Origin of the sequence: Streptomyces flaveolus (assembly GCF_014648815.1) — a bacterium.
In the GTDB taxonomy this organism is placed as follows: Bacteria; Actinomycetota; Actinomycetes; order Streptomycetales; family Streptomycetaceae; genus Streptomyces; species Streptomyces flaveolus.
On sequence record NZ_BMRV01000004.1, the window covers coordinates 213,599 to 229,751 of the forward strand.

The following is a 16,153-nucleotide window of genomic DNA, read 5'->3' on the forward strand; positions in this document are numbered from 1 at the left end:
CGCCGCGGCGCCGCCCTCCGCTCCTCCGTCCGGGTGTCCACGAGCGGCTCGCGCACACCTGCCCGGCGCCGGCCCGGTTCCGGGCGCGCACCGTACGACGCAGGGCGGCCCGTCACCCCACGGGGAGTGACGGGCCGCGCCGGGACCGCCGGGGCTACAGCGTCTTGCCGGTCGCCGGGCCCACGATCAGGTCGTCGCCGAAGCGGTCCACGCGGACCGTGTCGCCGTCCTTGATCTCGCCGGAGAGGATCTCCCGGGCGAGCCGGTCGCCGATCGCGGTCTGGACGAGGCGGCGCAGCGGGCGGGCGCCGTAGGCCGGGTCCATGCCCTCGTCGGCGAGCCAGGCCAGGGCGTCGTCGGTGACGTCCAGGGTGAGGCGGCGCTCGGCGAGGCGCCGGGCGAGCGCGTCGATCTGGAGCCGCGCGATCCGGCTCAGCTCGTCCTTGCTCAGGGCCGAGAAGACCACGAGGTCGTCGAGCCGGTTGAGGAACTCCGGCTTGAACGACGCCCGGACCACCTCCAGGACCTGCTCCTTCTTCTCCGCCTCCCCGGTCAACGGGTCGACCAGGTACTGGCTGCCCAGGTTGGAGGTCAGCACCAGGATGGTGTTGCGGAAGTCGACGGTGCGGCCCTGCCCGTCGGTGAGACGCCCGTCGTCCAGCACCTGGAGCAGGATGTCGAAGACCTCGGGGTGCGCCTTCTCCACCTCGTCCAGCAGCACGACGGTGTACGGCCGCCGCCGCACGGCCTCGGTGAGCTGGCCGCCCTCCTCGTACCCGACGTATCCGGGCGGGGCGCCGACCAGCCGGGCGACGCTGTGCTTCTCGCTGTACTCCGACATGTCGATGCGGACCATGGCCCGCTCGTCGTCGAAGAGGAAGTCGGCGAGCGCCTTGGCCAGCTCGGTCTTGCCGACACCGGTCGGGCCGAGGAAGAGGAACGAGCCGGTCGGACGGTCCGGGTCGGAGATCCCGGCCCGGCTCCGCCGCACGGCGTCGGACACGGCCCGCACGGCCTCGGTCTGCCCGATCAGCCGCTTGCCGAGCTCGTCCTCCATGCGCAGCAGCTTCTGCGTCTCGCCCTCCAGCAGGCGCCCGGCGGGGATGCCGGTCCAGGAGGCGACGACGTCGGCGATGTCGTCGGCGCCGACCTCCTCCTTGACCATGGTGTCCCTGGCGACCTCTTCCTCGGCCTCGGAGGCGGCCTCCAGGTCGCGCTCCAGGGTCGGGATCTCGCCGTACAGGAGCTTCGAGGCGGTGTCGAAGTCACCGTCGCGCTGCGCCCGTTCGGCCTGTCCGCGCAGTTCGTCGAGCTTCTCCTTCAGCTCGCCGACCCGGTTGAGGGACTGCTTCTCCTTCTCCCAGCGGGCGGTGAGGCCGCGCAGCTCCTCCTCCTTGTCGGCGAGGTCGCGGCGCAGCCGCTCCAGGCGCTCCAGGGAGGCGGCGTCGGTCTCCTTGCCGATCGCCAGCTCCTCCATCTTCAGCCGGTCCACGGCACGCTGGAGTTCGTCGATCTCGACGGGGGACGAGTCGATCTCCATGCGCAGCCGGGACGCGGCCTCGTCGACGAGGTCGATGGCCTTGTCGGGCAGGAAGCGGGAGGTGATGTACCGGTCCGAGAGGGTGGCGGCCGCCACCAGCGCGCTGTCGGCGATCTGCACCTTGTGGTGGGCCTCGTAGCGGCCCTTGAGCCCGCGCAGGATCGCGATGGAGTCCTCGACGGTCGGCTCGGCGACCAGCACCTGCTGGAAGCGCCGCTCCAGGGCGGGGTCCTTCTCGATCCGCTCCCGGTACTCGTCCAGCGTGGTCGCGCCGACCATGCGCAGCTCACCGCGCGCGAGCATCGGCTTGAGCATGTTCCCGGCGTCCATGGCGGAGTCGCCGCCGGCACCGGCCCCCACGACGGTGTGCAGCTCGTCGATGAAGGTGATGATCTGGCCCTCGGAGTCCCTGATCTCGGCGAGGACGGTCTTCAGCCGCTCCTCGAACTCGCCGCGGTACTTGGCTCCGGCGACCATCGCGCCCAGGTCCAGCGAGACCAGCCGCTTGCCCTTCAGCGACTCGGGCACGTCGCCCTTGACGATCCGCTGGGCGAGCCCCTCGACGACGGCGGTCTTGCCGACACCGGGCTCACCGATGAGGACGGGGTTGTTCTTGGTGCGGCGGGACAGCACCTGCACGACCCGCCGGATCTCCTGGTCCCGCCCGATGACCGGGTCGAGCCTGCCCTCGCGGGCGGCGGCGGTCAGGTCGGTGCCGAACTTCTCCAGCGCCTTGTACTGGCCCTCGGGGTCGGCGGTGGTCACGCGGCGCCCTCCCCTCGCCTTGCGGAAGGCCTCCTGCAGTTTCTTCGCACTCGCGCCCTGCCCCTCCAGTACCTCACCGGCCGCGCCGCCCTTCGCGGCGATGCCGAGGAGCAGGTGCTCGGTGGAGAGGTACTCGTCCCCGAGTTCCTTGGCGCGGGCCTGGGCGTCGGCGACCACGGCGAGCATCTCACGGTTGGGCTGCGGCGGCGCGACCGTGGATCCGGTGACGCTGGGCAGTCCGGCGAGGATGCGCTCGGCGCCGGAGCGCACGGCCGCGAGGTCGGCCTCGACGGCGGCGAGCAGGTCGGTGATGTTCTCGTTGTCCTGCCCCTGGAGCAGAGCCAGGAGCAGGTGGGCGGGGGTGAGGTCGGGGTGTCCCTCGGTCACGGCCCGGTTGCTGGCCGCGTTGATCGCGTCCCGGCTCCGGTTGGTCAGCTCGGCGTCCACGTTCTGGCTTCCCTCCTTGCGGTGCTGACTCGCGCAACGTGCACAAAGTTGAGTCTATTCCACTCAAGAAGGAAACGGCGGCGGGCTGTACCGCGAGAGTCTTTTCGGCCAGGCGAAGAAGCCGGCGACACCGGGAAATGTCCCCGCACACGACAGCGGCGTCACCGTGTTCAGGTCACGGTGACGCCGCTGCCGGGGGGAAGCACCTGAGCGATTTGTTACGACGGGGGAATCGCGTCAGGCACTGCGGGGGGTGGCCGAGATGGTCCTCACTTCGGAGACCTCCGGCTGCGCGAGCCGGTGGTCCCTCTGGTCCAGGTTCACAAAGATCATTCCGTATCGGACGGCACACCGCACCGGCTGCGGCGCCCCCCGAGGCCGCCGCAGACACCGGTACGCCCGCACGTCGCCGTCCTCGTCCAGCGTGACGACGACCGGCTCACCGAAGACGGTCACCATCAGCGAATCGCCGGCGTGCGGGATCGCGGTGACCAGATCGATGAAGTGCCAGCCGGAGCGGTAGGCGGTGGCCATCTCACGGCGGAAGGAGCGGTCGTCGGGTGGAGTGGTCATGTCGATCAGTCCCACTTGCTGTCCGCCGGGAGACTGACTGCCTCGCCGCCGACCGTGACGGCGGGCGCAATCTCCGCTCCCACAACCGCACCGTGCGCGTCGCTCTTCGCACCGGAGAGGCCAGCCAGAGCTCCAGAGGCCACAACGGCGGAGACGGCGACAACAAGCACCGAGCGAAGCATTTTCTTACGCATAGTCGGCTTCGTCCTCACTTGAAGATCCCCTCTGTCCCCCGTCGGATAAGACGATGGCTCATTCAGGCACGTCATGGCCACACAATCGGTGCATCATGTTCCTGCACGTTCAGGACCCTGGGGGGTGGAGATTTGATAGCAAATGGGACCAATACGACACATCCCCACGCGGTCACCGAGCTCTGCGAGGACGGAAGGCGCCTCTACGCCGATGCGCTGCGAACCGGACGCATCCTGCGCACGGACGCCGAGTCCGCTCCGTGCCTGATGGAGTTCGCACTGCTTCATCCCGATCCTGACGACGCGAAATGGCTGCGTCCCGTGCCGCCGGCGATCGCCCTGGCCCAGCGGCTCAACCCCATCGAGCGCGAGATCACCGAGCACCGACGGCTGTCGATCGCCCTCTCCGAAGTCTTCGAGCCGTTCATGGCCCTCGGCGTCCAGGCCACCGCCCCCACCCACTCCATCAGTGTGCTGGAAGGCCTGGACCGCATCAACGCGGCTCTCGACCTGGCCACGGCCCAGTGCCGGACCGAGATGCTCACCGTTCAGCCGAGCAGCAGCGCCCGCAGCGCCGAGAACCGCCTCCTGGAAGCCCTGGAGCGCGACAAGCCGCTGATCGAGCGGGGGGTGCGCATCCGCACCCTCTACCAGCACACCGCACGGTACAACCCCGAACGCCTGGCCTACGTGGACCAGTTCGCGAACGGCAAGGTCGAGTACCGCACCATCGACGAACTCGTCGAGCGCCTCATCATCTGCGACGAGACGGTCGCCTTCATCCCCATCCGTGAGGACCGTCAGGTCGCCCTGGAGATCCGTCACCCGGGCCTCGTCCGCTACCTGATCAAGGTGTTCGAGTTCATCTGGAGCCGGGCGGTCCCGCTGACCGCCGGCGCACCCTACGAAACGGCCCCCGACGGCATCACCGACATCCAGCACTCGATCGCCAAGCTCCTGGTGGAAGGCCACGTGGACGAGGCGATAGCACGGCGTCTCGGCATGAACGTGCGCACCTGCCGTGCCCACATCGCGAAACTGGCGACGGTGCTCGGCAGCGGCAGCCGTGCCCAACTCGGCTACCTCATAGCCCAGTCGGGTGTCCTGGAGCACGGGTCCCCGGGCCTGGGCGGAGAGACCCGCACGTGACCGACACGCCGCACCGGCACGGGGACGAGGAACTGTGCGAGGCGGGTCTCGATCTCTACTCCCGGGCCCTGCGCGAGGGTCATGTGCCCGGCGTCGCGGCCGCAACGGCGCCCTGCCTCATCGACATCGGTCTCCTGCACCCGGCCGTGGACGAGCCGGACCGGCTGGAGCCCGTCGCACCGGCCGTCGCCCTGCAACGGATGCTGCGCACCTCGGAGGAGCGCATCGCCGGTGAGCGCCGCCGCGGTCAACGACTCGCCGACGCCTTCGAACCCCTCCTGCGTCTCGACAGGCCGGCGGCCGCGACCGAGGACACCCCGTCCCTCAGACTCCTCACCGGCAAGGAGAGAGCGGGCCGGGCCATCGCCGAGGCCATGGCCGAGGGCAGGGAGCAACTCCTGGCCATCCAGCCGCACGACGGCATCGTCACCGGCCCCTTCCACCACCACGAAGCCGCCATGGAACGCGATCAGGCGTTCCTCGACCGCGGGGGACGTGTGCGCGCGCTGTACCAGCACACCGTCCGCCACGCCCCCCTGATCATCGGGCGCTACGAACGCCTCACGGGTGACGTGGAGGCCCGCAGCCTGAACGAGGTCACCGAACGCCTCGTCATCGTGGACCGCACCGTCGCCTTCATCCCCGCCAGCGCCGACCGCTCCCTCGCCCTGGAAGTCCGCCACCCCGCTCTGGTCGCCTACTTCATCACCACCTTCGACCGCCTCTGGCACCTTGCCACCCCCATGCACCCCCGAGCGGTCCAGCAGCCCACCCTCGACGGCATCACCCCCCGCCAACGCGCCATCGCCGCCCTGCTCGTCGAAGGGCACACGGACGCCTCGATCGCCGACCGCCTCGGCATGAACGTGCGTACCGCCCGCGTCCACATCGCCAAGCTCGCCGCCACCCTCGGCAGCGAGAGCCGGGCGCAGCTCGGTTATCTCATCGGACAGTCGGGGATTCTCGACCGGGAACGCTGACGGAGGGCGAGCCGTCCAGGCCGGCCTGGGCGATGCGCACCCCCAGCTGGGTCCGGCTGGCCGCGCCCAGCGTCTCCGACAGACGCGCGATGTGCGCCCGGCACGTCCGCACGCTGATCCCCAGCCGCTCCGCGATCACCGCGTCCTGGTGGCCCTCCGCCAGCAGCGCGGCGATGGACTGCTCGCGGTGCGAGACGCCCTCGAAGCCGGTGTCCGGAAGCGGCGCCGTCAGGGGGATCGCCAGCCGCCACAGCCGCTCGAAGACCGTCACCAGGTAGGCCACCAGCGCGGGGTGGCGCAGTTCCAGGGCCATCGTGCGGTCGGTGTTGGCGGGGATGAACGCCACCGTGCGGTCGAACAGGATGAGGCGGTCGACCACCTCGTCGAGGGTGCGGGCCTCCACCGCGTCCCCCATCAGCTCCAGGTAGTTGAGCAGCCCCTGCCCGTGCCGGGCCACGTGCGTGTACAGGTCCCGCATCCGCACCCCGCGCCCGCGCAGCGCCAGCGCCCGGTGCAGCCCCTCCGACAGCTCGGGCTCACGCCGGATGCCGCCCGGCTGGACGGTGAGCACCTCCGTCGTGCACGCCTCCGTCGCCTCGTCCATCGCGGCCTGGATGCGGGCCAGCCCGTCCAGGACCCGGATCGCCGTGCCCTCCGTGGCCGCCGACGCCTCGATGTGCCGGCCGAGACCCGCGTACCGCTCGAAGGCCTCCACCGCCGAACCCACCCGCCGCTGGCTGGCCCTCACCTCGTCGTACACCCCGCGCAGCAGCCGGGTCATGACCTCCTGCGGGGAGGTCGGCACGAGCCAGTCCATGTCGTCGGGGTCCGGGTGCAGCAGGGCCAGCTCCAGCAGGCAGGGCACCGGCTCCGCGTCCCGGCGCGGCACCCGGCCGCGCCGTACGGCCCGGGAGTACACGCGGTCCCCGGCCGCGCACAGCCGGTCGGCACCGTGCGGGTGCTCCTGAGCCCCGTGCCCGGCCATCGCCCATCCCACCCCCGGTTCCGGCTCTTTCCGCAGCGCAACTATGCGCGGCCGGGAGCGGGTCCGCAACACGGCTCCTCGCCGGGCCACGGCCGGAAGACGCCGGTTCGCGCCGGAATGCCCGGGCGGTGGGCGACGGCTACTTCAGCCCGATCTCCGCGCAGTCCGCCGCGAACTTCGCCGTGCAGATGTCGGACACCTTGTAGAAGCCGTCCGCCACGACGGTGTCCTTGATGTTGGCCTTCGTCAGGGCGACGACCGGGACCAGCTGCGCCGGAATGCCCCGGTGGCTGGGGCTGTCGACCTTGTCGCGGGTGAGCGCGTCGAACTGGATGTCCCGGCCCTGGATGTGCGCCACGACCATCTCCGCGGCGTTCTCCGCCTCCTGCGGGTAGGACTTGTAGACGCTCATGTACTGCTCGCCGGCGACGATCCGCTGGACCGCCGGCAGCTCCGCGTCCTGGCCGGTGATCGGCGGCAGGTCGGTGACGCCCGCGGCCTCCAGGGCCTTGATGACGCCGCCCGCCATGCCGTCGTTGGCGGAGTAGACACCGGCGATGTTGTCCTTGCCGATCGACTGGATCGCCTCGGCCATGTTCGCCTCGGCGTTCACCGGCTTCCAGTCCTTGGTGTCGAAGGACTGGGCGATCGTCACCTTGCCGTTCAGCTCGGACATCGCACCGGCCTTGAACTGCTTGGCGTTCGGGTCGGTGGGCGAGCCGTTCATCATGACGATCTTGGCCGAGTTGTCACTGTCACCGAGCGCCTCGATGAGGGAGCGTCCCTGGACCTCGCCGACCAGCTCGTTGTCGAAGGAGATGTAGGCGTCGATCGGCCCCTCGGCCAGCCGGTCGTAGGCGATGACCGGGATGCCGGCGTCCTTGGCCTTCTGCACGCTCGACGCGATGGACTGCGCGTTCACGGCGTCCAGGACGATCGCGTCGACCTTGTCGTCGATCATCTTCTGCATCTGCTCGGCCTGCTTGGCCTCGTCCGCCCCGGCGTTCGCGTACTCGACCTTGCCCTCGTTGCGGGTCAGGGAGGCGATCTTCTTCTCGAAGTACGGGTGGTCGAACTGCTCGTAGCGCGTGTTCTCCGTCTCCGGGAGCAGCAGGCCCACCGTGATGTCGTTGCCCTTGGACGGGCTCGCGTCGTCGCTGCTCTCCGAAGCGCCCAGCACCCCGCAGCCGGCCAGCGAAACGGTCATCGTGGACGCGGCCACGGATATGGCGATACGACGGATGCAGGAGCTCACTTCTGGTGCCTTCCGGACGCGGGGGCCGCATTGCAACCCAGGTGACTGAAAAGCCAACGCGTCAGCGCCCCCCACCGTCAAGCGGAACCACTTAACGAGATGACAACACCACGCTCCGCAGCCGACGTGGAGACGGAGCGGAATCGCCTCCCGGGTCCCTTTACACGCCTCCCACACGAAGGGCACACGAAGGGGCCCGGAGGTTCGGGCGAACCTCCGGGCCCCGTCGGGGAAACCTCCACGCGCCGTCAGTCCGGCGACTGGTGCTGCCGCTTGGGCCGCCACACCACCAGCGCGCTGGTCTGCTGGACCTCCTGGTACGGCACCAGGTCCCGGCGGTACGAGGCGTGCACCGCCGCCTCCCGCTGACGCATCGCCGTGGCCGCGCCCTCCAGCGCGTCCGACAGCTCCGCTATGCGGGACTGGAGCGCGGCGACCTGGTTCTCCAGTTCGATGATGCGCTTGATTCCGGCCAGGTTGATGCCCTCGTCCTGCGACAACTGCTGCACCTGGCGGAGCAGTTCGATGTCGCGGGCCGAGTAGCGCCGGCCGCGCCCGGCCGTGCGGTCCGGGGAGACCAGGCCGAGGCGGTCGTACTGGCGCAGGGTCTGCGGGTGCAGACCGGAGAGCTGGGCCGCCACCGAGATGACGTAGACCGGGGTGTCCTCGGTCAGTTCATACGGATTGCGCCGACGACCGTCCATTCCCGTCAAGCTCCCTTCGCGGCCTGGAACAGCTCCGCCCGCGGATCCTCGTCCGCGGTCGCCTCGCGATACGCCTCGAGCGCGTCACGAGCCTTCCCCGTCAGGTCCTTCGGGACACTCACCTCGACGGTGACCAGGAGGTCGCCGCGGGTGCCGTCCTTGCGTACCGCGCCCTTGCCGCGGGCGCGCATGGTGCGGCCGTTGGGCGTGCCCGCCGGCAGCTTCAGCGTGACGGGGGGTCCGCCCAGGGTCGGGACGCGGACCTCGCCGCCGAGGGCCGCCTCGGCGTAGGTGACCGGGACGGTGACGGTGAGGTTGTCGCCCTTGCGGCCGAAGACGGGGTGGTCCTTGACGTGCACCACCACGTACAGGTCGCCCGCCGGGCCGCCCCGCTCGCCCGGTGCGCCCTTGCCGCGCAGCCGGATGCGCTGCCCGTCCGACACCCCGGCCGGGATGCGGACCTGCATCGTCCGCGAGGACTTGGCGCGTCCGGAGCCCTTGCAGACATCGCAGGGGTTCTCCGCGATCAGGCCGCGGCCCTTGCAGTCCGGGCACGGGTCGGTCAGCGAGAAGCCGCCGCCGGAGCCCCGGGCGACCTGGCCGGTGCCGACGCAGGTCGGGCACACGCGCGGCGTGCCGTTCTTGTCGCCGGTGCCCGAACAGGCCTTGCAGGGCTGCTGGCTGGACATGCGCAGCGGGACCGTCGCGCCCTCGATGGCCTCCGTGAAGCTGAGGGTGACCTCGGACTCGATGTCCTGGCCGCGCCGCGGCTGGGTCCGCGTGCCGGTGCCGGGACCGCCGGCGCCGGTGCGGTTGAACAGGCCCCCGAAGACGTCGCCGAGACCGCCGCCGAAGCCGCCGGCCCCGCCGCCCTGGGCGCCGCCTCCGAAGAGGTCGCCCAGGTCGAAGTTGAAGGTGCCGCCGCCGCCCGCGCCCGGCCCCGGGCGGAACCCGCCGTTGCCGAAGAGCGCGCGGGCGTCGTCGTACTCCTTGCGCTTCTTGGCGTCACCGAGGACGTCGTTCGCCTCGGAGATCTCCTTGAAGCGCTCCTCCGCCTTGGCGTTGCCCTTGTTGGCGTCCGGGTGGAACTCGCGGGCGAGCTTCCGGTACGCCTTCTTGATCTCGGCCTCGGTGGCGTCCTTGGGGACGCCGAGGACCTTGTAGTAGTCCTTCTCGATGAAGTCCTTGGTGCTCATCCCCGACGTCCCTCCTCTCCTGCGTACGCGTACGTCGTGACGTCAGCCCTCCTCCGGGCCACCGTTCTCCTTGTCGTCGGCCGCCTCGGCCGGCTCCTCGGCCTTGACGGTCTGCGCACCCGGCTGCGGCTCGGCCACCGCCACCCGCGCGGGGCGGATGGTGCGCTCGCCGATCCGGTACCCCGGCTGCAGAATCGCCACGCAGGTCGTCTCGGTGACGTCCGGCGCGTACGAGTGCATCAGGGCCTCGTGGATCGTCGGGTCGAAGGGCTCGCCCTCCTTGCCGAACTGCTGGAGGCCCATCTTGGCCACGGTGGTCTCCAGCGACTCCGCGACGGACTTGAATCCGCCGACGAGTTCGCCGTGCTCCCGGGCGCGGCCGACGTCGTCGAGCACGGGCAGCAGCTCGGACAGGAGGTTCGCGATGGCGACCTCCTTGACCGCGACGCGGTCCCGCTCGACCCGACGGCGGTAGTTCTGGTACTCGGCCTGGAGGCGCTGGAGGTCCGCCGTGCGCTCGCCGAGCGCCGTGCGTGCCTGATCCAGCTGGGCCACCAGGCCCGCGTTCTCACTCGCGTCCCCGGCCGGGGCCGCCTCCTCCTCGGAGGCGGCCTTCGGTTCGGCGGCGTCAGGCGTGGCGCCAGAGGGGACGTCGGGCTTCTCGTCGAAGCCCGGGGTCTCCTCGGTCACGCCGCACCGTCCTTGCGCTCGTCGTCCACGATCTCGGCGTCGACGACGTCGTCGTCGGCGCCCTTGTCACCGGCAGCGGAGCCGGCACCCGGGGCCTCGCCGCCGGCGGCCTGCGCGCCCTGGGCGTCGGCGTACATCGCCTGGCCCAGCTTCTGCGAGACGGCGGCGACCTTCTCCGTGGCGGTGCGGATCTCGGCGGAGTCCTCGCCCTTGAGCTTCTCCTTCAGCTCGGCGACGGCCTCCTCGACCTCCGTCTTGATCTCGCCCGGGACCTTGTCCTCGTTGTCCTTGAGGAACTTCTCGGTCTGGTAGACGAGCTGCTCGCCCTGGTTGCGGGACTCGGCGGCCTCGCGGCGGCGGTGGTCCTCCTCCGCGTACTGCTCGGCCTCCTGGCGCATGCGGTCGACCTCGTCCTTCGGCAGCGAGGAGCCGCCGGTGACGGTCATCTTCTGCTCCTTGCCCGTGCCCAGGTCCTTCGCGGTCACGTGCATGATGCCGTTGGCGTCGATGTCGAAGGCGACCTCGATCTGCGGGACGCCGCGGGGCGCCGGCGGCAGACCGGTCAGCTCGAACATCCCGAGCTTCTTGTTGTACGCCGCGATCTCGCGCTCGCCCTGGTAGACCTGGATCTGCACGGAGGGCTGGTTGTCCTCGGCGGTGGTGAAGATCTCCGAGCGCTTCGTCGGGATCGTCGTGTTCCGCTCGATGAGCTTCGTCATGATGCCGCCCTTGGTCTCGATGCCGAGGGACAGCGGGGTGACGTCGAGGAGCAGGACGTCCTTGACCTCGCCCTTGAGGACACCGGCCTGCAGCGCGGCGCCGATGGCGACGACCTCGTCCGGGTTGACGCCCTTGTTGGCGTCCTTGCCGCCGGTCAGCTCCTTGACGAGCTCGGCGACGGCGGGCATACGGGTGGAGCCACCGACGAGGACGACGTGGTCGATCTCGGACAGCTGGATGCCGGCGTCCTTGATGACGTTGTGGAACGGCGTCTTGCAGCGCTCCAGCAGGTCGGCGGTCAGCTGCTGGAACTGGGCGCGGGTGAGCTTCTCGTCCAGGTGCAGCGGGCCCTCGGCGGAGGCCGTGATGTAGGGCAGGTTGATCGAGGTCTCGGTGGACGAGGACAGCTCGATCTTGGCCTTCTCGGCGGCCTCGCGGAGGCGCTGGAGGGCCATCTTGTCCTTGGACAGGTCCACGCCGTGGCCGGACTGGAACTGCTTGACCAGGTAGTCGACGACGCGCTGGTCCCAGTCGTCACCACCGAGGTGGTTGTCACCGTTGGTGGCCTTCACCTCGACGACGCCGTCACCGATCTCCAGCAGCGAGACGTCGAAGGTGCCGCCACCGAGGTCGAAGACGAGGATGATCTGCTCGTCCTTGTCGAGGCCGTACGCCAGCGCGGCGGCCGTCGGCTCGTTGACGATGCGCAGCACGTTGAGGCCCGCGATCTCACCGGCCTCCTTGGTGGCCTGGCGCTCGGCGTCGTTGAAGTACGCCGGGACGGTGATGACCGCGTCGGTCACCTTCTCGCCCAGGTAGGACTCGGCGTCCCGCTTCAGCTTCTGCAGCACGAAGGCGCTGATCTGCTGCGGGTTGAAGTCCTTGCCGTCCAGGTTGATCTTCCAGTCGGTGCCCATGTGGCGCTTGACCGACCGGATGGTCCTGTCGACGTTCGTGACCGCCTGACGCTTGGCCACCTCGCCGACCAGCACCTCACCGTTCTTGGCGAAGGCGACGACGGACGGCGTGGTCCTGGCGCCCTCGGCGTTGGTGATGACGGTGGGCTCGCCGCCCTCCAGAACGCTGACGACGGAGTTAGTCGTGCCCAGGTCGATGCCGACCGCACGTGCCATGGTGATTTCCTCCAGCTGACTTGAGTGGAACAGGCTCAAGTGTGCATGACGTCCACCGCTGGGTCAACAGACGTGAGTCGAGCAGACTCAACTCTTATCCGTTCCTTACACGCAATGACGCGCTGACCTGCGCTTCTTCAGGACCGGTGGCCTGACGAACCGGGAAATTCGCTCGCCGAGGGGAGGACCGGAGGGACAGTGGCGAGGTGCGCACCCCGGTCGCGGGCCGCGAGGGCGGCACCCGGCGACTCCCGCGAACGGCGGTGTCCGGGCCCGTCCGCCGCGGCTCGTACACCCGCACCCGCAGCAGTCCCAGCACCACGGCGACCGAGGCGCCCGCCACCCACAGCGCGGCCGTCTCCCCCACCCGGCCGATGTGCACGAGCACTCCCACGAGTACCCCGCAGAAGGCGGCCGCACCGAGCAGGACGACCACGCCCTGGGGCGTGACCCCCAGCCGCCGCAGCCGGTGGGCGAGGTGGTCGGGCCCGCCGCGCAACGGGGGCCGTCCGGCCAGCCGGCGCGACAGCAGGACGAGGACGGCGTCGGCGCTCACCAGCGCGGTCAGCGCGAACAGCACCCCCGCACCCGCATCCGGCGCCTGGCCCGCCCGGGTGAACACCGCCGACCCGGCGAGCAGGAAGCCGGCGAAGAGCGACCCGGAGGCGCCGAGCGCGATCCGGGCGGGATGCCAGTTGTGCAGCAGGAACCCGGCCAAGGCGGCGGCCAGCACGCTCAGCAGCACCGCGAGCCCGTCCATCAGCTCCGCCGCCGCGCAGACACCGATGCCGAAGGCGGTCACGACCCCCACGGCACCGGCCAGTCCGTCGGCGTGGTCCAGCCCCCGGAAGGCCGTGGCGACCAGCGCGATCCAGGCCACCGCCAGCGCCCCGGCCAGCGACCCCGTCCCGTCGTACGGCACCACGCACGCCGCCGCGACGGCCGTGCCGGCCAGCAGCCACCGCCGCCGCAGCCGCCAGAGGTCGGCGGCGAGGCCCAGCGCCCCGACGGCGCAACCGGCGACGAGCAGGCGCCCCACACCCGTACCGAGCGGCACGACGCCCGCCCACTGGCAGGCGCCCGCGGCCAGCCCGGTGACGAGGACGACGGCCACGCCGCCGAGCAGGGGCACCGGTCGCGCGCGGCGCCGGTCGACCAGGGCCAGACGCAGGGCCGGGGCCCTCAGCAGCGCGGTGAGCAGGGCGGCGAGGAGAAAAGACGCGGTGGCGGCAGCGATCCCGTAGAGCACGGACATAAACTAAGCCGAATATCACGATGTGCGACGAATGTCCTGTCCAGTCCGGCGTGGCGGGGACGGGCGACGGCTCCCGAGCGGTCAGGGTTGCCTCAGCGACGCAGATCACCGCGGTCCTGACTACAGTGCGGCTGGAGATACGGGTAGTCTCAGACGGACTGCATAAGTTACCGCTTAGTAATGTCGGGGTAGGTGAAGAACCCCGCCCCACCCCTCGCAGGCCCGAGGAGCCCCCAAATGCAACTCGCCGCGATCGTCGTGTCGCTGGTTCTGATTGTGGTCGGCGTGGCCCTGTTCGCCCGCGCCATCCTGCAGATCGTCAACTACATGCGGCTCGGCCAGAGCGTGCCCGCGGGCACCCGCACCGACGCACCCGGACAGCGCACCCTCACCGTGGTCAGGGAGTTCCTCGGCCACACCCGGATGAACCGCTGGGGCGTCGTCGGCGTCGCGCACTGGTTCGTGGCGGTGGGCTTCTTCTCCCTGCTGCTGACGATCGTCAACGCCATCGGACAGCTGTTCCAGGCCGACTGGCTGCTGCCGATCATCGGTGAATGGGCGCCGTACAACGTCTTCGTCGAGTTCATCGGCACGATGACGGTGCTCGGCATCCTGGCGCTGATCGTCATCCGGCAGCTGAGCCACCCGAGGAAGCCGGGCCGCAAGTCCCGCTTCGCGGGCTCCAACTTCGGCCAGGCGTACTTCGTCGAGGCCGTCATCCTCATCGTCGGCGTCTGCATCTTCATGCTGCACGCACTCGAGGGCGCCCAGCACCACGTGGACGGCTACGATGCCTCGTTCTTCATCTCGTACCCGGTGGTGTCGTGGCTGGAGGGCCTGGACGTCTCCACGCTCCAGAACCTCACCTACTTCTTCGCGGGCCTGAAGATCGCGACCTCCTTCATCTGGATGATCACGGTCGCCCTGAAGACCGACATGGGTGTGGCCTGGCACCGCTTCCTCGCCTTCCCGAACATCTGGTTCAAGCGCGACGCCAAGGGAGGCACCGCCCTCGGTCCGCTGCTGCCGATGACCTCGGGCGGCAAGCCGATCGACTTCACCGACCCGGGCGACGACGACGTCTTCGGCGTCTCCCAGGTCGAGCAGTTCTCGTGGAAGGGCCTGCTGGACTTCTCCACCTGCACCGAGTGCGGTCGCTGCCAGTCGCAGTGCCCCGCCTGGAACACCGGCAAGCCGCTCTCCCCCAAGCTCCTGATCATGTCCCTGCGCGACCACGCGCACGCCAAGGCCCCCTACCTGCTGGCCGGCGGCGGCAAGACGATGGAGGGCGAGGAGAAGGCCTCCGAGGAGCAGCTCAAGGACGTCCCCGCGGCGGCGCTGGCGGAGGCCGAGCGCCCGCTGATCGGCACGGCCGAGGAGAACGGCGTCATCGACCCGGACGTCCTGTGGTCCTGCACCACCTGCGGCGCCTGCGTCGAGCAGTGCCCGGTCGACATCGAGCACGTCGACCACATCGTCGACATGCGCCGCTACCAGGTGATGATCGAGTCCGCGTTCCCGTCCGAGGCGGGCACGATGCTCAAGAACCTGGAGAAGAAGGGCAACCCCTGGGGTCTGGCCAAGAAGCAGCGCCTGGAGTGGACCAAGGAGGTCGACTTCGAGGTCCCGGTCGTCGGCAAGGACATCGAGGACCTCACCGAGGTCGAGTACCTGTACTGGGTCGGCTGCGCCGGCGCCCTCGAGGACCGCGCCAAGAAGACCACCAAGGCCTTCGCCGAGCTGCTGCACATGGCGGGCGTGAAGTTCGCGATCATGGGCGGCGACGAGAAGTGCACCGGTGACTCCGCCCGCCGCCTCGGCAACGAGCCCCTGTTCCAGGAGCTCGGCATGGAGAACGTCATGTCCCTCAACGCCGCCTTCGGCGAGGAGATGGACGAGGACGGCAAGGTCGTGCCCGAGTCGGCGAAGCCCAAGTCGGCCAAGAAGATCGTCGCGACCTGCCCGCACTGCCTCAACACCCTCGGCAACGAGTACCCGCAGCTCGGCGGCGACTACGAGGTCATCCACCACACCCAGCTGCTCCAGCACCTGGTGGACGAGGGCAAGCTGGTCCCGGTGACCCCGGTCGAGGGCATCATCACCTACCACGACCCGTGCTACCTGGGCCGGCACAACAAGATCTACACGCCGCCGCGCGAGATCATCGCCGCCGTCCCGGGCGTCCGCAACGAGGAGATGCACCGCCACAAGGAGCGCGGCTTCTGCTGCGGCGCCGGCGGCGCGCGCATGTGGATGGAGGAGCGGATCGGCAAGCGCATCAACAACGAGCGCGTCGACGAGGCCCTCTCCGTCAACCCGGACATCGTCTCCACCGCCTGCCCGTTCTGCCTGGTCATGCTGACCGACTCGGTCAACGGCAAGAAGAACGACGGCAAGGCCAAGGAGTCGATCCAGGTCGTCGACGTCGCCCAGCTCCTGCTGGACTCCGTCAAGACCCCGGCCGACCCGGCCGGCGAGGCCGAGCAGGAGACCGAGCCGACGCCCGAGCCGGTGAAGTAGCCCCACGGCCACGACAGACCTGCCGACGCCCCCGGATCCGCCAGGAT

The 16,153-nt window shown here is 70.0% G+C and carries 12 protein-coding genes; 3 read left to right on the forward strand and 9 right to left on the reverse strand.

Annotated features, from left to right (window positions below; all coding sequences use genetic code 11):
• Positions 1-154: 154 nt before the first annotated feature.
• The gene (gene clpB / locus IEZ05_RS11920) at positions 155-2,752 is read right to left on the reverse strand and encodes an ATP-dependent chaperone ClpB (RefSeq protein WP_189230030.1); all 2,598 of its coding nucleotides are present in this window, start codon (positions 2,750-2,752) and stop codon (positions 155-157) included.
• 237 nt (positions 2,753-2,989) lie between these two features.
• Positions 2,990-3,325: a Rieske (2Fe-2S) protein gene (locus tag IEZ05_RS11925; RefSeq protein WP_189230031.1), complete on the reverse strand. Its 336-nt coding sequence runs from the start codon at positions 3,323-3,325 to the stop codon at positions 2,990-2,992.
• A gap of 326 nt (positions 3,326-3,651) precedes the next feature.
• Here IEZ05_RS11925 and IEZ05_RS11930 point away from each other — a divergent pair, with 326 nt between their 5' ends.
• Together IEZ05_RS11930 and IEZ05_RS11935 are read left to right on the forward strand one after the other, a co-directional pair.
• On the forward strand, positions 3,652-4,668 hold the full coding sequence (locus IEZ05_RS11930; RefSeq protein ID WP_189230032.1) for a helix-turn-helix transcriptional regulator: 1,017 nt from the start codon (positions 3,652-3,654) through the stop codon (positions 4,666-4,668).
• Complete coding sequence (locus tag IEZ05_RS11935; protein ID WP_189230033.1) at positions 4,665-5,648, forward strand: helix-turn-helix transcriptional regulator; 984 nt, start codon at positions 4,665-4,667, stop codon at positions 5,646-5,648. Before IEZ05_RS11930 ends, IEZ05_RS11935 begins: the two co-directional genes overlap by 4 nt.
• On the opposite strand, the gene IEZ05_RS11940 is transcribed toward IEZ05_RS11935, so the two are convergent.
• From IEZ05_RS11940 to IEZ05_RS11970, 7 genes are all read right to left on the reverse strand, one after another.
• Entirely contained in the window at positions 5,611-6,633 is a 1,023-nt protein-coding gene (locus IEZ05_RS11940) for a helix-turn-helix transcriptional regulator (protein ID WP_189230034.1), read from the reverse strand. The two genes, IEZ05_RS11935 and IEZ05_RS11940, sit on opposite strands and share 38 nt — an antisense overlap.
• Before the next feature lie 139 nt (positions 6,634-6,772).
• Positions 6,773-7,888, reverse strand: a complete 1,116-nt coding sequence (locus IEZ05_RS11945) for a sugar ABC transporter substrate-binding protein (RefSeq protein ID WP_189230035.1) — start codon at positions 7,886-7,888, stop codon at positions 6,773-6,775.
• Between the two features lie 248 nt (positions 7,889-8,136).
• Entirely contained in the window at positions 8,137-8,592 is a 456-nt protein-coding gene (locus IEZ05_RS11950; RefSeq protein ID WP_189230036.1) for a heat shock protein transcriptional repressor HspR, read from the reverse strand.
• Positions 8,593-8,597: 5 nt separating this feature from the next.
• The gene (dnaJ, locus tag IEZ05_RS11955) at positions 8,598-9,788 is read right to left on the reverse strand and encodes a molecular chaperone DnaJ (protein ID WP_189230037.1); all 1,191 of its coding nucleotides are present in this window, start codon (positions 9,786-9,788) and stop codon (positions 8,598-8,600) included.
• 42 nt (positions 9,789-9,830) lie between these two features.
• On the reverse strand, positions 9,831-10,478 hold the full coding sequence (grpE, locus tag IEZ05_RS11960) for a nucleotide exchange factor GrpE (protein WP_189230038.1): 648 nt from the start codon (positions 10,476-10,478) through the stop codon (positions 9,831-9,833).
• Positions 10,475-12,331 carry a molecular chaperone DnaK gene (gene dnaK, locus IEZ05_RS11965; RefSeq protein WP_189230039.1) on the reverse strand — a complete coding sequence of 619 codons (1,857 nt, stop codon included), beginning with the start codon at positions 12,329-12,331 and terminating at the stop codon, positions 10,475-10,477. The genes grpE and dnaK overlap by 4 nt, the downstream gene beginning before the upstream one ends.
• Positions 12,332-12,425: 94 nt before the next feature.
• Positions 12,426-13,580, reverse strand: coding sequence for an MraY family glycosyltransferase (locus tag IEZ05_RS11970; protein ID WP_189230040.1), 1,155 nt, complete (start codon positions 13,578-13,580; stop codon positions 12,426-12,428).
• A gap of 243 nt (positions 13,581-13,823) precedes the next feature.
• Between IEZ05_RS11970 and IEZ05_RS11975 the strand changes: the two genes are divergently transcribed.
• Positions 13,824-16,106: a (Fe-S)-binding protein gene (locus tag IEZ05_RS11975; protein ID WP_189230041.1), complete on the forward strand. Its 2,283-nt coding sequence runs from the start codon at positions 13,824-13,826 to the stop codon at positions 16,104-16,106.
• Positions 16,107-16,153 lie beyond the last annotated feature (47 nt).

Bases quoted from the DNA above. Each gene is read 5' to 3' on its own strand.
- IEZ05_RS11925 (WP_189230031.1), bottom strand. From the start codon at position 3,325: ATGACCACTCCACCCGACGACCGCTCCTTCCGCCGTGAGATGGCCACC.
- IEZ05_RS11940 (WP_189230034.1), bottom strand. From the start codon at position 6,633: ATGGCCGGGCACGGGGCTCAGGAGCACCCGCACGGTGCCGACCGGCTG.
- IEZ05_RS11950 (WP_189230036.1), bottom strand. From the start codon at position 8,592: ATGGACGGTCGTCGGCGCAATCCGTATGAACTGACCGAGGACACCCCG.
- dnaJ (WP_189230037.1), bottom strand. From the start codon at position 9,788: ATGAGCACCAAGGACTTCATCGAGAAGGACTACTACAAGGTCCTCGGC.
- dnaK (WP_189230039.1), bottom strand. From the start codon at position 12,331: ATGGCACGTGCGGTCGGCATCGACCTGGGCACGACTAACTCCGTCGTC.
- IEZ05_RS11975 (WP_189230041.1), top strand. From the start codon at position 13,824: ATGCAACTCGCCGCGATCGTCGTGTCGCTGGTTCTGATTGTGGTCGGC.